We start from the raw sequence: 20,181 nt of genomic DNA on the forward strand, positions 1-20,181 counted from the left end.
GCCGTGCTCAGTCGGCGGTCCGGCAGCCGGTCGTGTCGGTTGCGGTGGACGCGCTCTCGGACGGTTGAACGCTCGGCACGGTGGCCGGAGCCGAGGACGCGGTCGTGGCCGGGCCTGCCGGTGCCGAGGCGACGGGCGCGACACTGGCCGTGGAACACACCGGCTTCAGGTTCGGGTTCGACGGCTCGTCGCTGGTCAGGTCGGTGAGCATGCTCCGGGCGTCGGACGCGCTCTCGGCGTGGATGCCCTGCTTGACCCGCTCCTGGGCGACCGTGGTCAGATCCTCCAGGCGGACCGTGCTCGTCTCGCTCACCGCCGACAGGTTCAGCCCGGCGATCTGCCCCGGCACGCCGCGGAAGATGGCCAGCTGGCCGGCGTCGGTCGCGCCGACGTAGTACTGATCCTGGGTGTACTTCCAGCCGGCCCAGAGGCCACCGCCGAGCAGACCGAGCACCAGCAGAACCAGCAGACTGGTCCGGACGGGATGACCGGCCGGCTCCGGGTCGCGGTCGTAGTTGTCGGTCTCCGGCTGGGCCGGGCGCGGCGGGGGCTGCTTGAGCGCGGCCGCCCGGGACGCCGGCGTCGAAGCGTCCGCCATGGTGGTGTTGCCGCGGTCGAGCGCGGCCGCACCGCCGACGATCGGGGCCTGCTCGACGATGTCGGCGTCGGTCGCGTCGGCGATCACCACGGTGATGTTGTCCGGCCCGCCGCCGCGCAACGCGAGCTGGACCAGCCGCTCGGTGCACGCTTTGGGGTCGGCGATGTCGCGCATCGCCTCACCGATCGTCTCGCCGCTGACCACGCCCGACAGTCCGTCGCTGCAGATCAGGTACCGATCGCCCTTGAGCACCTGGCGCACCGAGTACTCCGGGTCGATGTCCCGGCCGTCCAGGGCGCGGGTGAGCAGCGACCGTTGCGGGTGGCTGCTCGCCTCCTCCGGACTGACCCGGCCCTCGTCGACGAGCATCTGGACGTACGTGTCGTCCTTGGTGATCTGCGAGAACTCGCCCTTGCGCAACAAATACGCCCGGGAGTCGCCGATGTGCACCATGCCGAACTTGCTGCCGGTGAAGAGCACCGCGGTCAGCGTGGTGCCCATCCCCTCCAGCTGAGGGTTGGCGTCGACGGTGTCGCGCAACTGCTGGTTGGCGGTCCCGACGGCGTGCCGCAGGGCGTCGACCAGCGCGTCACCGGGGACATCGTCGTCGAGGGGCGCCATCGCGGCGATGACGATGTTGGACGCGACGTCACCGGCGGCCATGCCGCCCATGCCATCGGCGACAGCAAGCAACCGCGGCCCGGCGTAGACCGAGTCCTGGTTCAGGTCTCGGATCAGACCGCGGTCGCTCTGAGCGGCGTAGCGAAGGGTCAGGGTCATGGCCGCAACTCAAGAGAAGTGCGTCCGATACGGATCGGGACGCCAAGGGGGACGGGGGTGGGTCCGGAGACCTTACCGCGATCGAGATAGGTGCCATTGGTCGAGCCGAGGTCCTCTACGAACCACTGCCCGTCCCGCGGCACCAACCGGGCGTGCCGGGCCGACGCGAAGTCGTCGGTGATGACCAGGGTCGAATCCTCGGCGCGACCGATAGTGATCGGAGCCTCGCCGAGGGTGATCCGGGTGCCGGCCAGCTGACCGGCGGTCACCACCAACTGCCGAGCCGCCTTACCGCGTTTCGCCTTCGCCGGCCGGCCCTGAAGGATCGCGCCACCCACCCCCCGAGGGCTGGCGACGATGCTCTTGGACCGGGCGCCCGCGAACAGGTCCCGACGGATCACCCCGACCACCGTGAACACGAAGATCCACAGCAGGATCAGGAAACCGAACCGGGCGACGGTTAGGACGAATTCGGGCAACTTCGCTAGCCGTCCACTCGGAAGGTCAGCGTGGTCGTCCCGAGCTGGATCATGTCGCCCGGATTCAGCGCCACGGCGGAGACCCGCTGCCCGTTGACCATCGTCCCGTTCGTCGAGCCGAGGTCGGTCAGGACCACCTGGTTGCCGTCGTAGTCCAGCCGGGCGTGCCGGCGCGAGATGCCGACGTCCGGCAGGCGCAGATTCGCCTGGTCGCCACGACCGATGACGGTCGAGCCCATCTGCAACGGGTAGGTCCGTCCGTCACCGGAGACCAGGCCGACGCTGCGGGGTCCGCCGCCATGACCGCCGCCGTGCGGCGGGTAACCGCCACCGTGCTGCTGGTCGTAAGGCGAATACTGCGGGCCGGCGTCGTAGGCCGGCTGCTGCACCGGGGCGACCTCGCCACCGGTGTAGACCTCCGCGGTCACCCGGAACATTCCGGTGTCCAGTCCGTCGCCACGCTCGATCTCGACGATCACGTCGCCGTAGACCGTCCACGCCTGCTCACCGATGAACTCGGCCTGCGACTGCGCGAGCTCCTGCGCCAGGGCAGCCGCATACGGCGCCAGACGACTGTGGTCATAGGGCGACAGGTCGATCACGTAGCGGTTGGGCACGAGGGTGCGGCCACCCGCGAGGATGGCTTTGTGCGCCTCGGCCTCCCGCTGCATGGCATTCAGGATCTCCACCGGGTGCACGACACCCTTGAACACCTTCGCGAAGGCCCCCTCGACAAGGCCTTCCAATCGCTTCTCAAAGCGCTGCAGCACGCTCACCGGCTCCTCCTCGGGTTCCGAGGACATGATGGTATCCGGCCGCCGCTTGCGCATCCTTAGCCCAAGAGCAGCCGGCACTTCTGACCCTCGTATGACGCCCCTCGACGCCGTGCTAGTGTTTCCTCCGTCGCGGGGCGATATCAACTCTGCTGGGTAGTCAACTCAGGTTGGTGTGGTCCTCGATAACTACTCGCGACAGCGTAGTCTGTTGCAGGTAGTAACCTGAAGCAGCCCCGCTGGGGGCCGGTTTCACGGGTCGCGGAGGCTGGTTATAGGCTTCTAACGACCAAGTCACATGGGGATGTGGCGGAATGGCAGACGCGCACGGTTCAGGTCCGTGTGTCCGAAAGGACGTGGGGGTTCAACTCCCCCCATCCCCACGAGTGCGAAAGGGCGACCCCTGTCCGCGGAAAGCGCGGACCGGAGGTCGCCCTCGTCATATCTGCTCCGGGGGCCGAGCCCCCGGAAACCCCACGTTGCGGTGGCTGAGGTGAGTGCCACATGTCACTGCCCGCTTCGTGCGATTCGGGCTCGCCCTTCGGGCTTCGCCGCCTCAACAACTTCTCCTTCGGTACGGGGATTGAGCCGCACTCCTTGCGACTCGCATCCACGATCGGGTGAGGTCTGCGGCGAGGGTATGCTCGCGCGCCTGTTCAGTGCTTGCCAGTAAACAGAGTCTTGTTCGAGCTTGGGGTGTGGTCGTGACCGCTGTGCCTGCTGGGGTGGACCAGGGGAAGCACAACGTGCTGGGGGTGATGGTCGACGCCACGAACTACGCGTCGGCCACCGAGCGGATCATCGCGGCCGCCCGTGAGGGCCGGCCGTTCGCGGTCACCGCCCTGGCCGTGCACGGGGTGATGACCGGCGTGCAGGATCCGGCCCACGAGGCCCGGCTGAATTCGTTCGACCTCGTCACACCGGACGGGCAGCCGGTCCGCTGGGCGCTCAACGTGCTGCACGGCGCCGGGCTGACCGATCGGGTCTACGGGCCGACACTGACCCTGAAGGTGGTCGAGCAGGCCGCCGCCGAGGGTCTGCCGATCTACCTGTACGGGTCGACCCAGCCCACCCTCGACCAGCTGGTGCCCGCCCTGATGCGGATGTTCCCGGCCCTGAAGATCGCCGGGGTGGAGGCGTCCAAGTTCCGCGGCGCCCAGCCCGGTGAGGAGGTCGAGATCGCCGAGCGGATCAAGGCCTCGGGCGCGCGGATCGTGCTGGTCGGCCTGGGCTGCCCGCGGCAGGAGGTCTTCACGTACGCGATGCGTCCGCTTCTGGACATGCCGCTGCTCGCCGTGGGCGCGGCCTTCGACTACCACGCCGGGCTGCTGAAGAACCCGCCGCCGTGGATGCAGAAGTACGCGCTGGAGTGGCTCTGGCGTCTCGGCCTGGAGCCGAAGCGGCTGTGGAAGCGGTACATCCTGCTGAACCCGGCCTACCTGACCCGGCTCGCCGCGCAGAAGACCGGGCTGTGGAAGGCGACGCCGGCCGCGCCGTCGAACGAGCAGGTGCACGGCTTCGCCGTCTGAGATCTTCGGCACCGAATTCAGATCATCCGCGTCTTCGGACGCGGGTGATCTTTTTTCGTCCGGTGGACGACAGTGGGGCAGAGGTCACATTCCGCGCGGCCCTGACTCCACATAGGTCATCTTCGTCGCCATGCCGACACCCCCGATCCTGAGCTGCTTCGGAGAAGTCCGAGGTCAGGCACCTGAGAGCGGGCTGAGACGAACCCCTACGGGTCGCTGATGGGGGCATATCCCGGTTTCGATCCGTGCACGGTGGGTGAACGCTGTCGATGTGAACACCGCTGTGGACGTGATTCTGATCGGCGCCCTCGCCGCCGTCTGGCTCGTGGCCGGACTGCTGGCCGACGGGCTGCCGGCAGCCGGCACCGCGCGCCTGATGCGCCGCCGGGCCGGGCTGCTCGCTGTCCTGGCCGGTGCGGGGGCAGCGTTGTTCGTCGCGGTGCCCGTGGTCACCGCGCTGGTGCCGGGTACTTCGGCGGCGCCGACGGCAGCATTGATCCCGGCCGTGCCGGCCCTGATCGTGCTGACCTCGGGCCTGCGCAAGCTGAGCTGGGTGCGCCGGGGCGCGGGGGCCTTCGCGACCGCCCCGCAGGCTCCCGTGCCGCCCGCGTTGCGGGCTGCCGCGGCGCACCCTCTGATCACCGCGCCGCTCCAGGTGACCGGCCTGGCCGCGATCGTCGCGCTGCCACTGGCCGCGGGTCTGGTCCCGCTGCCCGGCAGCGGGGTGCCGGCGACCACGGGCTTCGCCGGGATCGCCGGGATCGCGATCACCGTGATGGCGCTGGCCGTCGTGGCCATCGGCATCCGGGCCGCGCTGCGCCACGGCCGCCTCGCGCCGCTGGTCCTGGCTCCGATCGACCGCGCCCGCGAGCGGGTCCGCGCCGGCGTCCGCTGACCGTCAGCCGTTCCTGGCGTCGAACCCGCCCCAGCGTCGGCCGCTCCTGACGTTGAGCCCGCCCCGCGCCCGTGCACCCACCGAAGGGCCCGGTCACGGGGTTTGTGGTTTGACCGCAACCAACCGACCACGTCGCCCTTTCGGGCCTCGCGTTCTGGCCGCGCCAGCGGCCTGCGAGGGTCGGAAGGGTCCCCGCGGGAGCGACGATCGGGACCACGGCGGACCTGGGACATGAAGATCTTGAAGTTGATCTTCGGTCTAGTGGGCGGCTTTCTTGGCTTCCTGGACGTAGAGGAGCTCCAAGATGGAGCGGGCCGCCTCGAACCACCGGTCCAGCCAGTCGGACTGCGGAAGCGTGCCGCGGGCCGGGAGTTCGAGGAGCAGGCCGCGCAGCAGCGGGTGGTCGGCCATCGACGTGTTGGTGCCGTCGCTCCAGCTCGCCGAGAAGACCGGCTCGGTCAGCCCGTGCAGGTCGAGCGAGGGCAGCTTGGCCGCTCGGTCGAGGGCGCTGGTCGGCTCAAGGCTGTGGCTGTGGCTGTGGGAACGCCCGGGCGTGCGGGTCGGCAGACCCGAGGTGCCGCGGGACAGGAGGTCGCCGTCGCCGAGGTCGCCGCTGATCGCTTCGCGGCGGCCGTGCCGGTACGCGCTCACGCCTCCGCTGAATCGGTCCTGCGCCGTCGACGAGCCGTTGCTGAGGTTCTCCGAACCAATCGTCATCTCACTGCCTTGCCTCGTTGAAATCCGTCCCGGCCCGTCAGCGCGGTCCGGTCCGCGCTTGGACAATTCAACGAGGCGCGCCGCGCTCGGCGACGGGAAAATCGGGCAAATAGCCACGGCCGGCTCGTTGGCGCAGGTCACCGAGCCGGCCGTAAGAGGGTCAGGAGCGATCAGAGATCGAACTCGCCGTCCTTGGCGCCGTGTACGAACGCGTCCCACTCGGCCGCGGTGAAGATCAGCGCGGCGGCGGCCGGGTTCTTGGAGTCGCGGACCGCGATCGCGTCGTCGACGAACGCTACCTCGACACAATTGTCACTGTCAGCACCGCTTCGAGTGCTCTTGAACCACTCTGCGTGACTCAGGTCGACCCGGAGACCTTTGACCTCGATTTCCACGATGGCACTCCTCTAGCCAGGGGTGTACCGATCCCCGGCGGCGCACGGTCGCCAGCGATCGCTCTGAATCCAGTAACGACCGTTGGTACGTGGGGACGCGCCGACACGGATGGGGTTCTCCGTTCGGGTTAAGCCCATCGGACAACTTGGATCCTGGCTGGTCAGCCGCAATTGGACAGTGATTGTCAGCGTTTGAATAATTATGTCCGAAATGCTCGGACCACTGTGGATCACGCGTCACTGTCCGCTCACATCGACCCCACCTGCGCAGGCATAATGATCACCGAGAGCTTCGCCATGATCACGTAGGATCACGGAAGAGGTACGTGCAACTTGCATCGACGACACTGGTGGTGCAATCTTTCCGTATGGCTTGCATCACTTAACGTTCTTGGTGGTGCGACCAAGTCCGACGCAACCACACCAAACTGACGTCCGACACGGGGTGCCGAGCCACCGAAGGTCCCAACTGGACCTTCTCCCGAGATCTGGGTGGCGGGATCGGCGATGGTGACGTTCTGCAACCACCTTCTATGGTTGGCACCGTCGGAGGGTTGCAAAGGTGCATGAGCCGGGCAGACTGGTGCATCTGTGTCCCAAGTCCATCCAGCGAACTCCATCCGGCAAAGAGTCTCAGGGCAGGAGATGACGTGCTACTTCCTCGGTCCGGTGATGTCATCCACGTGACGAAGGCGGCGAGCGTCCAATTCGCATCACCGATGCTGTTCCGGGTCATCCGGGTACACGACTGGCCGACGTACGAGGGCTGGGCCTGGCTCGACGGCTACGAACTCAACTCGGCCGGCGACGCCGTGGAGCGCCGCTCGATATTTGTGCAGGTCAACGGGCTGCGGCCGGTCGGTAAGGCGCCAGATCCACGCGCCCGGAACGGCCGCCAGCCGGCAACCCGTCCGAACGTGGCTCCCGCCCGGCCGATCCGTACGCCGCGCTGAGCCGACCCGACGCCGAGGAAGCGGTCAGTCCTCGTCGGGCTCGGCGCTGGCACTTCCGGCCGGCGCCGTCGTCGTCGAGGCCGGGCCGCCCGTCCGCGCGGCCGCGACGACGAGGGTGATCTTCGAGTCCGGCGGGACTACCTGGCCCTCGGCCGGATCACAGTCGATGACCGTGCCCGGCTCGGCGTCGCTGGGCAGCTGAATGACCCGATAACTGAGCCCGCTGCGAGCCAGGGCGGCCTCGGCATCGGCCAGCGGCATACCGCGCAGTGCCGGCACGGTCGCCTCGGTGGCGGCCGGATCGGTCGTCGGTGCGGTGCTGACCGGCGGTTCCGTGGTCGGCTGAGTGGTGGCGGGGGCCGTCGTGGCCGCCCGGGTCGGCGTCGGGGTGGGCTGCGGGGTGTCCACATCCGCCCCCGAATTCCGCACGATCAGGTAGATGCCGAACGCCAGCAGGCCGACCAGCAGCAACGCCACGATCCCGACGACGATCGGCATCCACCAGCGGCCCGACGGCTCCTCACCGGGAGGACCGGGCACCCACTCGGTCTCGGGATCCTCACGGGGGCCGGGTGCACGAACCGCGGCCCGACCGGTCCACAGATCACCGTTGTCCCGCGGATCCGGATCCCACGCGCCATCCCCCGATCGGGGACGACCGGACGGCTGATTCGGCTGCACGCGCGTCGCGTCGTCATCGACCGGCCGCATCGGACGAGTCTCGTCCCCACCCGGTTGGCGCTCGTCCGGCATAGCCGCTCCCTCAAGCTCCGTACGCACGTCTCGTCGCAGCGTCAAGGTATCGAATCTTGGAGTAACCCGGGGAGTTCCGTGAGCAACGCGATCCATGGTGTGACCAGGATGGGCATTTCGCGGACATCGGCGATGGACAGTACAGTGCCCGGCATGGCCGAGAAGGGCTGGACATCACAGGCCGGTGCCGCCGCCGGAATCGCCGCCGGCGCGGGCGCCGCACAACTGGGTCTGGGCTACGGCCTCGGCGTCATCGAGTGGCCGGCCGTCGCGACCGCATCGGACAGCACGTGGCTGAACAGCCTCGGCTGGGCCACCTGGATCACCGCGAGCGCCACCGTCCTGGGTGCGGTGATCGCCGGCCGGATGCGCGCCGAGCGCGCCGGCCCTTGGCGCACGCTCCGGCGCATCACGCTGGCCGGCTTCGCGGCCCTCGGCGCACTCGTCTCGGTGGCCCTGGTCGCCCTGCCGGCCCGATCCGCCGTCCGGCCGAACGGGCTTTTCTCCCACTCGCCGCAGCTGGTCGCGGTCGGCTATGCGCTGATCGGCCTGGTCACCGGCGTGGTCGTGGCGTTCTGGGCGATCTCGTCGGCCCCCGTCGCGGCAAACCTCCTCGGCACCGCCGCCTGGCTCTGGGCGCTCGCCGTCATCGGGGTCGCGGCCGAGCTGGTCACCGATCGTGACCTGCAGACCTATCTCACGAGTTGGCAATTCGCCGAGACCAAGACCCCGATCACGTACGGGGGGATCTACTGGCCGAGTGCGGTGCTGACCCTGGCCGCGGCCTTCCTCATCGGGCTGATCATGGCGCTTCCGGCGGCCCGCCGTGGCCGGTTGGGGCTGGGCACCGCGACCTCCGGTGCGGTGGGTCCGCTGCTGGTGGCCGTCTCGTTCCTGTCGCTGGCGCCGCTGCTGACCGGGCCGGCCGGGCCGTTGCAGTCGGCCTATCTGATCGCGCCCTACGCGGTGCTGGCCGGGCTGGCCGGGTCGGCGATCACGGTTTCGCTGGCCAAGGGGCCGCGGTCGCGCGGTGGGGTGGAGGCGGTGGATTCGCCGCTGCCGTTGCCGGCAGGTCAGACGGCCGGGGATGTGGACGATGCGTCCGGTCCTGCTCCTTCTTCTACTTCTGCTCCGCGCGCTACTCCTGTTCCCGCCCCGCGGCCCGCTCCTGGTCCGGCGCAGGCTGCGGCTGCGGCTGCGGTTGCTCCGGCCGACCCGAGCGACAAACCGGCTGTAAAGTCTGCAAAACGGTCCAAATTCACATCGGACCAGGAGCCCTACGCGCCGGATTTGTCCGAAGAGGAAGAACCGGGTCGCCGGCGTTGGCTCTTCGGCCGGCGTCGTCCCGCAGCGGAGGTCACCGAGACCAAGGCCGAACCGACCAGCTCGGAGCCGAAGGGTCGCGGCCGTAAGGCCACCAAACCCGTCGAAGCGGTCGCCACCAAGCCGGAGCCCAAGCCGATCTCCGCCGCGAAGCCGGAACCCAAACCGGTCGGCGCCGCCCGGCCCGAGCCCAAGCCGATCGCCGACGCCTCGAAGGTGGATCCGAAACCGGTTTCCACCACCGCCAGGCCGGAGCCCAAGCCGGTTACCCCCGCCGCGAAACCGAAGCCGGTCGACGACGGCCTGGCCGACCCGGAGATCGCCGCAGCCGCCCGCCCCACCAAGAACGCCGCCAGGCGCGCCGCCGCCCGCAAGGAAGCGACCCCGCGCTCCACGATCACTCCACCGCCGGCGAACCCGCCGATCGCCCGGATCAACCCGAAGGACTGACCGGCCACCCGTGGACGGGTTCGCCGGACTGCTGCAGATCGAGATAGCGCCGGGTCATCTCCCGGAGGGCGACCTCCCGTGAGCGGCCCCGGCGCTCGGCCGCACACACCGCGGCGGTCTGCCACGAGGCCCCGTTCTGCCTGGTCAGGCATCGCCCCTCGATGACTGCGAGGAGCCGATCCCGTTCCACCGGGTCAACCCCGAAACGATCGAGTCCCTCGTACGCCATCGGCAGCAACGTCTCCAGCACCAGCTCGACCACACCCACCTCGCCCAGCCCGGGCCAGCACATCGTGGCGTCCAGCCCGTCCCGGGCACCGGCCCGGAAGTTGGCGTCGGCGACCCGGAAGTCGAGCCGGGACCAGATCGGCCGCTCGGCGTCGGCCAGCCGGCGCACCAGCCCGAAGTAGAAGGCGGCGTTGGCGAGCAGATCCAGCACGGTCGGCCCGGACGGCAGCACCCGGTTCTCCACCCGCAGATGGGGCTTTCCGTCCATCACGTCGTAGACGGGCCGGTTCCACCGGTAGACGGTGCCGTTGTGCAGGCAGAGCTCGGCCAGCCGCGGTATCCCGCCGCCGGACCGCACCTCGACCGGGTCCTCGTCGCTGAGCAGCGGCAACAGCGGCGGGAAGAAGCGGACGTTCTCCTCGTACAGATCGAAGACCGAGGTGATCCATCTCTCACCGAACCAGACCCGCGGTCGCACGCCCTGTTCCTTGAGCTCGTCCGACCGGGTGTCGGTGGCCTGCTCGAACAGCGGGATCCGGGTCTCCGCCCACAGCCGCCGCCCATGCAGGAACGGCGCGTTCGCCCCGACCGCGACCTGCGCGCCGGCCACCGCCTGGGACGCGTTCCAGTAACGGGCGAACCATTCCGGCGCGACCTGCAGGTGGAACTGGGCACTGGTGCAGGCCGACTCGGGCACGATCGTCGGGCTGGCGCTGCACAACCGTTCGGCACCGCGGATGTCCAGCGGGAACTGCTCGCCCCGGGCCGCGACGATCTCGTCGTTGAGCGCCCGGAACCGTTCACCGTCCGACAGATTTTCCAGAACCAGATCTTCCGGTACGAGCGTGGGCAGCATCCCGATGAGCGCCAGGCGACTGTCGGCCTTGGTGGCGCGCTCCGACGCCGTACGCAAAGCATCGGAAATGTCTTTTTCGAACGCCCCGAAACCTTCCGTGGCGATGTGGCGCGGTGGAACGTTGAGTTCGATGTTGAAGCGCCCCAGCTCGGCCTGGAACCGCGGGTCACCGAGGTCGGCCAGCAGTTCGGCGTTGCGCATGGCCGGGGCGGCATCCGCGTCGACCAGGTTGATCTCGATCTCCAGCCCGGTCATTCCGGTGCCGGTGTCGAACGCCTCGGCGTCGAGCAGGCCGCCGAGCACATCCAGGCCCCGGCGCACCTTGTGCCGGAATTGAACCCGATCGTCGGGCGAGAAGACGGCGCGTGCCAGATCTTTGCCCATGGTGCCCTCCCGCTCGGGGTCGGGGACGAAACGGACGTCGATCACCACACTGTGAACGAGTGGATACTGTCGGTCCACCTTCCCATCCCCGGGCGGCTATCGCCAGACGGGCTGTTTTCAGACGGCTCTCGTCCGAGGGACTCTCGGCGGACGGCCCTTCTGCGGACGACTCCCGGCAGACGAGAACGAGGCGCCACCGGAAATCCGGTGACGCCTCGCCTGTGGACGGTGCGGTGGATCAGGCCTGAAGAACGGCCTCGCCCTCGATCTCGATCTTGACCTTCTTGCTGACCATGACGCCGCCGCCCTCGAGCGCGACGTTCCAGTTCAGCTCCCAGTCGGTGCGGTCGATCTCGGTGGAGGCGCTGAAACCGAACAGCGACTGCCCGTACGGGCTGGTGGTGGCGCCCTCGAACTCGACGAGCAGCTCGACCGGCTTGGTGATGTCCTTGATCGTCAGCTCACCGGCGAGGACGAACTCGGTGCCGGCGTGCGACTTGACGCCGGTGCTCCGGAACTCCATCGTCGGGAACTTCTCGGCCTCGAAGAAGTCACCGGTGCGCAGGTGGTTGTCGCGGTCGACCTGACCGGTGGTGACGCTCGCGGTCTTGATCGACGCCGTCACCGAGGACTCCAGCGGGTTCTCCGCCACCACGATGGTCGCGGTGGCCTCGCTGAACTGGCCGCGGACCTTGCTGACCATGAGGTGCTTCACGACGAAGCCGACCCGCTTGTGCGCAGCGTCCAGCTCGTAGGTGCCGGCGTCCGGGAACTGAAGACCCTCGAACTCGCGCGTCATGACTTGTCCTTTTCTCGAGAAGCGGCGGGATGCTTGTCTGACGGAGCAACTATATGCTCGGCAATATTCCTCCTGTCAAGTGCCTGCTAGTGTTGATCGGGTGAACACCGATCTGGACGACCCTCGCCTCACCGCGGTCGGCCTGCTGGCCGAGGCGTACACGGGTCTGATGAACCGCCTCGCCGCACAGTTCGAACAGCACCGTCTCTCCCCGGTCGAGTTCGAGGTGCTGATGCGCCTCGCCCGCTCCCCCGGCAACCGCCTCCGGATGACCGACCTGGCCGGCCAGACCACCCTCTCCACCAGCGGCGTGACCCGCGTCGTGGACCGGATGGAGCGCGGCGGCCTGGTCCGCCGCGAAGCCTGTCCGAGCGACCGGCGCAGCTCCTACGCGGTGATCACCGACGTCGGGCAGGAACGACTCACCCAGGTCCTGCCGGGCCACCTCGAACTGGTCCAACAGTGGTATGTCGGCCTCCTCCCGAAGGATCGGCTGGACGATCTGCTCGACTCGCTCCGCACGGTCCGCGACGCGGTCAACCCGTGCGCGACCGCGGGCAGCTCAGAGACGGTCGCGTCGGTCTGAAGTCGTTGACCACGGTCGATGCTATCCGTCGACTCTGGACGTTCGGAATCGGTCACGCCCAGTCAAGCCGGACCGGCCAGACCGGCAGAACCACCGGCAGAACGGGCGAATTCCCTTGGTCGCGTGCACGGCCCGGCTACTGTTGCGGCCCTGGGGGATGCGGCGCGATCGAGGCGACTGACGGGGCTTTCGGGGGAGTCTTCGTTCTCGCCGCTTGAGGGCGCGGCGTCGCTGCGACCGACGCGCGTGGGGGGCACGAATCGCGCCGGTTGCGCACGTCGCGCCCGGGCCCAGCTGGAGTCAGGCCGCGTCTCGTACGCGGCCTGACGGCTTTTCAGGGAATCACGCCGTCGGGCCGCGTCGGCTTTTCAGACGGTCGACCCGGCCGCCGTTCAGGGGACCAGGCCGTCGCCGGAGGCGGTGGCCGGGCCCAGGCGGGCGTGACGTTTCCGGGCCTCTTCGAGTTCGCCCTCGGCCGCCGCGCGCTCGGCCGCGAAGTCGCGGACCGCGGCCGGCAGACGGAACCGCACGGCGTGATCGCCGCTGACGTTCAGCAGGCCCAGCGCGACCAGGCGATCGAGCAGGTGAACCACGTCGGCGCGATCACTGTCCGATGTGTCGAGCATGGCCTCGGCGTGCTCCCGCGACCAGCGATGCCGGAACATCGCGAGCAGGCGCAACGCGCGTTGCTCGGGCGGTGCGAGCACACGATAGGTCTCTCCCACCACGGCCTGCAGCGGCACGACAAGCTCCGGGTGCCCCGGATCAGGCTGCGGCGGCGAGCCCGCCGCGTCAGGCTGCGACTCGGTCGCGTCGGGCTGCCATCGCGGCTGCGGATAGCTGGTCAGGATCTCCGGGATCGTGAGAACGCGTCCGCGGGCCGCCGCCAGCTCGATCGCCAGCGGCAGGCCGCCCAGCCGCCGGACCAGCGCGGCCAGCGGATCGATCTCGTGCGGCGCCAGGCGCGTCCTGCGCACCCGTCCGAGGCGTTCCAGAAAAAGACCGATTGCCGAGTACGGCATCAGCTCCGCGACCGTCCCGGCGGACAGCCCGACCGGCGGGGTCGCCAGCGGAACCACCGGCCAGACCCGTTCCCCACCGAGCCCGGACGGCTGCCGCCCGGTCGCCAGAAACCGTAGCCGCGGCACCCGTTCCAGCAGCTCGGCCAGTGCTTCCCCGACCGCCCCGGGCGCGCGGTCCATCCCGTCGACGAAGAGCAGCGCGGGCCTGCCGGCCAGCTGTTCCGGCAGGTCCTGCCGGTGGGCCGCCCCGAATCCGGCGGCCACGCTCCGGAGCAGTTCACCGGCGGTCGAGTCGTCGCCGACCGCGACGCCGGCCACGCCGCCCGGGTGGGCGCCGGCCAGCCGGTGTGCGATCACCGTGGCCAGGCTTGTCTTGCCGACGCCGGCGACACCGATCAGGGTCGTGACGCGCGGCCCGTCACCGGCCGAGAGTCGCGCGACGAGTTCGGCGAGGTCGGCGTCCCGGCCGATCAGTTCGTCGGTCGGTGCGGTGCGCAGGAACGGGGTGTCGGTGGCTTCGGCGGCGGGCCGTCCGCGGGCCGCGGCCAGGAATTCCTCCCGATCAGAACCGGTCAGTCCCAGGGCCTGCACCAGCAACTCCGCGGTGGTCCTCTGTGGACGGGAGGCGCGGCCACGCTCCAGATCACGGACCGTACGCACGCCGATGGCGGCGCGGACGGCCAACTCGTCCTGAGTCAGGCCGGCGCGCCGCCGATGACTGCGCAGCAGGGCCGAAAAACCCTGATCGGACGCCATGCTGAGAATCTAGGCATCGGACTCGATCGAGGCGAACCCAGAAGGCCCTTTGTCGGGAATTCGACTCCGGAGAGTTACTAAAAACTAAAGTCCAAGTCCGCGGGCGATGATCATGCGCTGGACCTCGCTGGTGCCCTCGCCGATCTCCAGGATCTTGGCGTCGCGGTAGAAGCGACCGACCGCCGACTCGTTCATGAAGCCGTAGCCGCCGTGCACCTGGGTCGCATACCGACTGTTCTCCATGGCGGCGTTGCCGGCGTTCAGCTTGGCGATCGCGGCGAACCGTTTGAAGTCGGCGCCGGCGACCAGCCGGGAGGCCGCGTCGTAGTAGCCGAGCCGGGCCACGTGGGCCCGCAGCTCCATGTCGGCGATCATGAACTGGACGGCCTGGTTGTCGCCGATCGGGCGGCCGAACGCGATGCGCTGCTTGGCGTAGGACACCGACTCGTCGACGCAGCCCTGGGCCAGGCCGACGGCGAGAGCGGCGATCGCTATCCGGCCCTCGTCGAGAATCCGCAGGAACTGGGCGAGACCCCGGCCGCGCTCGCCGAGCAGGTTCTCCGCCGGGACACGGACGCCGTCGAGGGCGAGCTCGTGGGTGTCGGACGCGCACCAGCCGACCTTCGAATACGGCGGCGAGACGGTGAGGCCCGGCGTGCCCGACGGGACGATGATCGTGGAGAGCTCGCGGGAGCCGTCCGGGTTCGTCCCGGTCACCGCCATGACCGTGATCAGGGCGGTCAGGTCGGTGCCGGAGTTGGTGATGAACGCTTTGGTCCCGTTGATCACCCACTCGCCGGCGGCCTCGTCCAGCACCGCGCGTGTGGTGATGGCCGACGCGTCCGATCCCGAGCCGGGCTCGGTCAAGCCGAATGCGGCCAGGGCGTCGCCGCTGGTCAGGGCCGGCATCCAGCGCTTTTTCTGGGCCGCGGTGCCGTACCGGAAAATGGGCATCGCGCCCAGGGAGACGCCGGCCTCCAGCGTGACCGCGATCGAACTGTCGACGCGGGCCAGCTCCTCCAGCGCGATGCAGAGGGCGAAGTAGTCGCCGCCCATCCCGCCGAGCTCCTCGGGGAACGGGAGGCCGAAGAGGCCCATCTTGCCCATCTCGCGGACCACCGCGTACGGGAAAGTCTTCTTTTCGTAGTGCTCGGCGATGATCGGCGCCACCTGCTCACGGGCGAACTGCCGGACGGTGCCGCGCAAATCCTCGAGCTCGTCGCTGAGCCGGAAATCGACCATCGTTCGCCCTCGCTCACGTCTCCTTAACGCTCGTTAGGGTATCCCAGACGAAGATCCTCGACAACGACGAACGGGAGCCCTCGCGATGAGCGAGGACTCCCGTCCGGTTACCGGCGCGTGGAGGAGCACCGGTGTGCGAGCGGCGCCCGGAACGACGCCGCCGGCTTGTGGGTCAGTGCGATCAGCGCAGGGTGTTGAGCAGGTCCAGGCCACCCAGGCTGCCGGTCAGGCCGCTGACCGGGGTGCTCTCGACCGAGTTGCGGCCACCGGTCTTGTCGCCGTACTTGTCGTCCTGGACGTCGCCGTAGCCCTTGCCGCCCTTGTCACCCTTGACGTGGCCCGGGTGGTCGTTCTTGACGTCGCCGTAGCCCTGGTCGCCCTGGTCGCCCTGGACGTCGGCGGGCTGCTCGTCGTTGGTGTAGCCGTTGTCGTCGTTGACGGCCGGGGCGTCGCCGTGGTTGACGTAGCCACCGTGGTCGCCGCGGACGCCACCGTTGTCGTCGCCGCCGCAGCCGCAGTCGTCACCGTTGTCGCCCTGGACCGCGCCACCGTGGTTGTGGCCCTTGGCCGGCTTCTTGACCCACACGACGTCGTTGCCGGTGTCGCCGATCCGGTTCACGCAGATCGCGGACGACTGCGCGGAGCCCAGCAGCGAGCCGAGCGAGTTGCCGCAGGCGTTGATCGGGGCGACGATCGGCGCCGCGAACTGGCTGCCGTTCAGGAACCCGATGTTGCCGTAGCTGGTCTGGTTGATGCCGTTGTCCCAGCCACCGACCCGGTTGCCGCCCTGGACGACCCCGTTGTTCCAGCCGCCGACGCCACCCTGGCCGCCCTGCACGCCGTGACCGCCCTGGGCACCGTGGCCGCCCTGGACGAAGCTGCGGCCGAAGCCGCTGCCGCCGATGAAGTTGCCACAGGTGGCGCGGGCCGAGGAGACCCCGAACAGGCTGTCCGCGTTGCCGCACTGGTTGATCGGGATGGTCACCGGCACGGCGATCTGGGTGCCGTTCAGGAAGCCGACGTTGCCACCGGACTGCTGGCCGATCCCGTTGCCCCAGCCGCCGCCGGTCGCCTGAGCGCCCTCGGTGACGTGGTTGACCCCGGTGCCACGGGCCGAGCTGACCCCGAAGAGGCTGTCGGCGTTGCCGTTCTGGTTGATCGGCACGGTGACCGGCACGGCGATCTGGGTGCCGTTCAGGAAGCCGACGTTGCCACCGGACTGCTGGCCGATCCCGTTACCGCCGCGGCGGGCCTGCGAGCCCTCGACGCGGTTGACGCCGCCACCGGTCGCGGACGAGATGCCGCCCAGCGCCAGCGCGTTGCCGTTCATGTTCAGCGGCGCGACGACCGGAGCCGCGAACTGGGTGCCGTTGAGGGCGCCCAGGTTGGTCGAGGAGACCTGCGTGATCCCGCCCTGGCCGACCGGAGCGAAGCTGCCGTGGCCGTGCCCGCCGGCCTGGGCCGCGGCCGGGGCCATCAGCAGTGCGCCGGCGGCCATGATCCCGACGCTCAGCGTCTTACGAACCCACGTCTTCTTCATGAGAAAAGAGATGCCTTTCAGAAATGGTCGGCAAGGAATTGCGCGTATTCAATTGACGATTCTGTTTTTGGGCGCAGCGGTGCCCTGGCTCAATTAATAACGGCCCTGACCCGCTCGTCGACGTGCGCCCACAGCGGTGCGGTGATGGTGGTGGTGGCCGGCGCGCGATTCGCCGCTTGTACGCAAACGGTTCGGGAATCGCCGCGGCCTCGCGCGGGCCCGGATTCGGCCCGCCGGAGGTCACATCACCTAGTCAGGTGAGACGGTCGGAGCCTCGGCATCGTGCCGCCGGGCGTCGACATCGGGCGCGACCGGGCAGCGGTGGCAGGCCACCGGGCCGTTCGCGATCCCGCCCGGAAGAACGGCCGACGAGCCGTTCTCCGTGTTCGCTCCCGACCCACTGCTACTGGCCGGGATACCGCTGACCGCCCCGAGGTTCGTCCGCGCGGGCGCGGGTCCGTCACCGCCGGGAATGTCGTCCCGGATCGCCTCCGGCGCTACCGGCCGGGCGGCCGGGGCATGCCGGTGGACGTGCGACCGGGAGTGGGCCGCCTTGATGCGCCGGGCCGGTGCGACGCCGTCAACGGCGTCCCCGGCCGGGACACGGGAGGCCCGGGTCCTGCTGCTCGCCGCGAGCGTCCCGCTCACGGCGGCGGGCGCTGCCGTCTCCCCGACCGCGTCGGTCGCGACTGGATGTTCCAGCAGCTCAGCGACGGGTGATGGGGTCACGGCGGCGTCATCGGCCGGGGCTTGCGCCGCCGGCTCGGCCTCGTGATCGGCCGTTTCGTCCCCGATGGCCGGCCGCTCCCGGTCGTCCGCGTATCCGCTGCTGGAACGCAGCGGCGCGAGCGCCGATCGCGGGGCATTGCCGGGCGACTCCGCGTCGATCGCGGGCTCGTCGTCCACGACCAGGTCCTCCAGCGGCTCATCGGCCGCTTCGAGGAGCGTCGTCAGGACGTGCTGGTGGGCCTTCGGTACGGACTCCAACGGCTGGACGGCCGCCTTCAGGAGTTCGCTGACCACGGGTTCCCGGTTCGAGTCGAACCAGGTGGTCGCCGGCTCGACATCGTCGTCGAGCACGATCCCGAACGCCGAGCCGGGCAACGGCTCCGTGTCGGGCTCCGCGGCGTTCGCGGCGGCGCCGGTGAGCAGCCAGGCCGCTCCGGCCAGACCGCCGATGACGAGTGCACGCAGGACCCACCGGGAACCGGTACGTCCGGCGCGGCGCTCCGGCCGCCGCTCCGCCCCCTGGCTCTGGGGCGGCATGAGCGGGGAGCCGCCGGGGGTGACCGGTGCGGAACCGGACGCCGTGCGCGGCGTGCGCTCGACCCTCCAGCCCGTCATCGTTTCCACCCCTCGTCGTCGGCCTCGCATTTATATTCCGGACTGATCCGGAACTTCTTCCGGACTGATCCGGAAGGCGATATCGGCCACTCGGTATTGGTAACGACGTGAGCGAGCGAGAAGTCACGCGAGCAAATCAGAAAAATGATCGCAGGAATCGCGCCGAAGAATCACACGAGACGGGTACGCGGGCCGGCCCGCAGAACGCCCGACGGAAGGGGACGGCCGACCAGGCGTTCGGCCAGTTCGGCGGCCTCGATCAACTTATCCAGGTCGATCCCGGTGTCGAAGCCCATGTCATGGAGCATGTGGACGACCTCCTCGGTCGCCACGTTGCCGGAGGCGCCGGGAGCGTACGGGCACCCGCCCAGGCCCCCGGCGCTGGCGTCGAACTCGACGATCCCCAGCTCCAGGGCGGTCAGGATGTTGGCCAGGCCGGTGCCACGCGTGTTGTGGAAGTGGAGCAGGTCCGGCCGTACGGCGGAAAGAAGGTCTTTGACCCGGCGCGGAGTCGCCATGCCGGTGGTGTCGCCGAAGGCGATGCGGTCCGCGCCGTCGGCGCGGACCCGCGAGACGATGCCGGCCACCCGGTCCGGGGCGATGTCGCCCTCGAAGGGGCAGCCGAAGCTGGTCGCGACGATGACCTCAAGCGTCGCCCCGGCATCGTGGATCAGCGGGATCAGAGCGGTGATGTCGTCGAGCGACTCGTCGGTCGAACGGTTCAGGTTGCGCCGGTTGTGGGTGTCGCTGGCCGAGACGACGACCTCGATCTCGCGGAAGCCGGCGGCCAGGGCGCGCTGGGCGCCCCGGGTGTTCGGGATCAACGCGGAGTATCGGACGTCCGGGTTCCTGGTGATCCGGGACCAGACCTCGTCGGCGTCGGCCATCTGCGGGATGGCCTTGGGGTGCACGAACGAGACGGCCTCGATGCGGCTCACGCCTGTCCGGCTCAGGGCGTCGAGCAGCTCGACCTTGCCGTCGGCCGGGATCGGGTCCTCGTTCTGCAGGCCGTCGCGTGGCGCGACCTCGCGGATGCTGATGAAACTCACGATTCACCCTCGTTCTGGCGTCGTTGCCAGGTGTCGGCCGGTCATCGGCGCGTCTGTTCAGTGTCCGTCGACCGGCGCCGGTCTTTTGGCGGTGGCCGGTTTTTGGGTGGCCGCCGCTCTGGTCAGCGGCCGGTCAGGGCGTGCATCGTCGCGTCGCGCAGCAGGTCAGCCCGCCGGCGCCGCTCCACCTCCCCGCCCAGGAACGGCGTCGAGTTCATCAGGCCGAACGCGGCGTGCGCGAGCACCCGCGCCTCGGCCGGATCCAGCTCGGGCCGCAGCAGGGTGAGCACGCCGACCCACTCCTCCACATAGAGCCGCTGCAGCTTGCGGATCTGCCGGCGCGGCTCCTCGGGCAGGCGGTCCAGCTCGTGCAGGTGCAGGGCGATCACCGCCGGGTTGGCCAGCGCGAAGTCGACGTGGAAGTCGATCAGGTCGGCCAGCGCCGCCTCGGCCTCGGCCGGATGGCGGGCGACGCGTTCGCGGCCACCCTCCAGCAGGCCGTCGCTGACCGGGATCAGCGCGGCGACCAGCATCGCCTCCTTGCCGGCGAAGTGGTGATACAACGCCGGGCCGGTGACGCCGGCCGCCGAGCCGATGTCGTCCATCGAGACACCGTGATAGCCCCGAGCGGCGAAGAGCCCGACCGCGATCTCGAGGATTTCGTCCCGGCGTGACCGCCGCCGGGGCGCCGGCGGGGTGGTCCGGTGCCGCTGTTCTACCGTCGTCACCT

The 20,181-nt window shown here is 69.5% G+C and carries 19 protein-coding genes and 1 tRNA gene; 6 read left to right on the top strand and 14 right to left on the bottom strand.

The window, feature by feature from the left end; all coding sequences use genetic code 11:
- Nucleotides 1-7 precede the first annotated feature (7 nt).
- The 3 genes from ACSHV8_RS40955 to ACSHV8_RS40965 are packed head-to-tail and all read right to left on the bottom strand — an operon-like array spanning nt 8 to nt 2,660.
- Nucleotides 8-1,378 carry a PP2C family protein-serine/threonine phosphatase gene (locus ACSHV8_RS40955; protein WP_436525020.1) on the bottom strand — a complete coding sequence of 457 codons (1,371 nt, stop codon included), beginning with the start codon at nt 1,376-1,378 and terminating at the stop codon, nt 8-10.
- Nucleotides 1,375-1,857, bottom strand: coding sequence for an FHA domain-containing protein FhaB/FipA (locus tag ACSHV8_RS40960; protein WP_185038479.1), 483 nt, complete (start codon nt 1,855-1,857; stop codon nt 1,375-1,377). The genes ACSHV8_RS40955 and ACSHV8_RS40960 overlap by 4 nt, the downstream gene beginning before the upstream one ends.
- A 5-nt stretch (nt 1,858-1,862) precedes the next feature.
- The gene (locus ACSHV8_RS40965; protein ID WP_436525022.1) at nt 1,863-2,660 is read right to left on the bottom strand and encodes an FhaA domain-containing protein; all 798 of its coding nucleotides are present in this window, start codon (nt 2,658-2,660) and stop codon (nt 1,863-1,865) included.
- Between the two features lie 270 nt (nt 2,661-2,930).
- Between ACSHV8_RS40965 and ACSHV8_RS40970 the strand changes: the two genes are divergently transcribed.
- From ACSHV8_RS40970 to ACSHV8_RS40980, 3 genes are all read left to right on the top strand, one after another.
- Nucleotides 2,931-3,013, top strand: a tRNA-Leu gene (locus ACSHV8_RS40970).
- Between the two features lie 375 nt (nt 3,014-3,388).
- Nucleotides 3,389-4,159 (top strand): WecB/TagA/CpsF family glycosyltransferase, encoded by a 771-nt coding sequence (locus ACSHV8_RS40975; protein ID WP_436537154.1) that lies wholly within the window; start codon nt 3,389-3,391, stop codon nt 4,157-4,159.
- A gap of 271 nt (nt 4,160-4,430) precedes the next feature.
- A complete protein-coding gene (locus tag ACSHV8_RS40980; protein ID WP_436525024.1) occupies nt 4,431-5,054 on the top strand; it encodes a hypothetical protein in 624 nt (207 codons plus the stop codon).
- 258 nt (nt 5,055-5,312) lie between these two features.
- On the opposite strand, the gene ACSHV8_RS40985 is transcribed toward ACSHV8_RS40980, so the two are convergent.
- Both ACSHV8_RS40985 and ACSHV8_RS40990 read right to left on the bottom strand, forming a co-directional pair.
- Nucleotides 5,313-5,771 (bottom strand): hypothetical protein, encoded by a 459-nt coding sequence (locus ACSHV8_RS40985; RefSeq protein WP_436525026.1) that lies wholly within the window; start codon nt 5,769-5,771, stop codon nt 5,313-5,315.
- Between the two features lie 170 nt (nt 5,772-5,941).
- A complete protein-coding gene (locus ACSHV8_RS40990; RefSeq protein WP_436525028.1) occupies nt 5,942-6,166 on the bottom strand; it encodes a DUF397 domain-containing protein in 225 nt (74 codons plus the stop codon).
- Between the two features lie 650 nt (nt 6,167-6,816).
- Between ACSHV8_RS40990 and ACSHV8_RS40995 the strand changes: the two genes are divergently transcribed.
- Complete coding sequence (locus tag ACSHV8_RS40995; RefSeq protein WP_436525030.1) at nt 6,817-7,119, top strand: hypothetical protein; 303 nt, start codon at nt 6,817-6,819, stop codon at nt 7,117-7,119.
- 24 nt (nt 7,120-7,143) lie between these two features.
- Here the strand turns inward: ACSHV8_RS40995 and ACSHV8_RS41000 are convergent, their stop codons facing one another.
- Complete coding sequence (locus ACSHV8_RS41000; RefSeq protein WP_436525032.1) at nt 7,144-7,830, bottom strand: PASTA domain-containing protein; 687 nt, start codon at nt 7,828-7,830, stop codon at nt 7,144-7,146.
- 195 nt (nt 7,831-8,025) lie between these two features.
- Here ACSHV8_RS41000 and ACSHV8_RS41005 point away from each other — a divergent pair, with 195 nt between their 5' ends.
- Nucleotides 8,026-9,645 (top strand): Hansenula MRAKII killer toxin-resistant protein 1, encoded by a 1,620-nt coding sequence (locus ACSHV8_RS41005; RefSeq protein ID WP_436525034.1) that lies wholly within the window; start codon nt 8,026-8,028, stop codon nt 9,643-9,645.
- Here the strand turns inward: ACSHV8_RS41005 and ACSHV8_RS41010 are convergent.
- Both ACSHV8_RS41010 and ACSHV8_RS41015 read right to left on the bottom strand, forming a co-directional pair.
- Nucleotides 9,629-11,113, bottom strand: coding sequence for a glutamate--cysteine ligase (locus tag ACSHV8_RS41010; protein WP_436537156.1), 1,485 nt, complete (start codon nt 11,111-11,113; stop codon nt 9,629-9,631). The two genes, ACSHV8_RS41005 and ACSHV8_RS41010, sit on opposite strands and share 17 nt — an antisense overlap.
- A 238-nt stretch (nt 11,114-11,351) precedes the next feature.
- Nucleotides 11,352-11,912: a YceI family protein gene (locus tag ACSHV8_RS41015; protein WP_436525036.1), complete on the bottom strand. Its 561-nt coding sequence runs from the start codon at nt 11,910-11,912 to the stop codon at nt 11,352-11,354.
- Nucleotides 11,913-12,012: 100 nt separating this feature from the next.
- On the opposite strand from ACSHV8_RS41015, the gene ACSHV8_RS41020 reads away from it, so the two are divergent.
- Nucleotides 12,013-12,498 (top strand): MarR family winged helix-turn-helix transcriptional regulator, encoded by a 486-nt coding sequence (locus ACSHV8_RS41020; RefSeq protein WP_436525038.1) that lies wholly within the window; start codon nt 12,013-12,015, stop codon nt 12,496-12,498.
- Between the two features lie 392 nt (nt 12,499-12,890).
- On the opposite strand, the gene ACSHV8_RS41025 is transcribed toward ACSHV8_RS41020, so the two are convergent.
- The 6 genes from ACSHV8_RS41025 to ACSHV8_RS41050 form a co-directional block, all read right to left on the bottom strand.
- Nucleotides 12,891-14,276 carry an ATP-binding protein gene (locus ACSHV8_RS41025; RefSeq protein WP_436525040.1) on the bottom strand — a complete coding sequence of 462 codons (1,386 nt, stop codon included), beginning with the start codon at nt 14,274-14,276 and terminating at the stop codon, nt 12,891-12,893.
- A gap of 84 nt (nt 14,277-14,360) precedes the next feature.
- A complete protein-coding gene (locus tag ACSHV8_RS41030) occupies nt 14,361-15,518 on the bottom strand; it encodes an acyl-CoA dehydrogenase family protein (protein WP_436525042.1) in 1,158 nt (385 codons plus the stop codon).
- Nucleotides 15,519-15,699: 181 nt separating this feature from the next.
- Nucleotides 15,700-17,058, bottom strand: a complete 1,359-nt coding sequence (locus tag ACSHV8_RS41035; protein ID WP_436525044.1) for a hypothetical protein — start codon at nt 17,056-17,058, stop codon at nt 15,700-15,702.
- Between the two features lie 249 nt (nt 17,059-17,307).
- Nucleotides 17,308-18,402 carry a hypothetical protein gene (locus tag ACSHV8_RS41040; RefSeq protein WP_436525046.1) on the bottom strand — a complete coding sequence of 365 codons (1,095 nt, stop codon included), beginning with the start codon at nt 18,400-18,402 and terminating at the stop codon, nt 17,308-17,310.
- Nucleotides 18,403-18,572: 170 nt separating this feature from the next.
- Complete coding sequence (locus ACSHV8_RS41045) at nt 18,573-19,454, bottom strand: hydroxymethylglutaryl-CoA lyase (RefSeq protein WP_436537158.1); 882 nt, start codon at nt 19,452-19,454, stop codon at nt 18,573-18,575.
- A gap of 119 nt (nt 19,455-19,573) precedes the next feature.
- Nucleotides 19,574-20,179 carry a TetR/AcrR family transcriptional regulator gene (locus tag ACSHV8_RS41050; RefSeq protein WP_436525048.1) on the bottom strand — a complete coding sequence of 202 codons (606 nt, stop codon included), beginning with the start codon at nt 20,177-20,179 and terminating at the stop codon, nt 19,574-19,576.
- Between the last annotated feature and the right edge of the window lie 2 nt (nt 20,180-20,181).

The organism is Actinoplanes sp. HUAS TT8 (assembly GCF_051380535.1).
Lineage (GTDB): Bacteria > Actinomycetota > Actinomycetes > Mycobacteriales > Micromonosporaceae > Actinoplanes.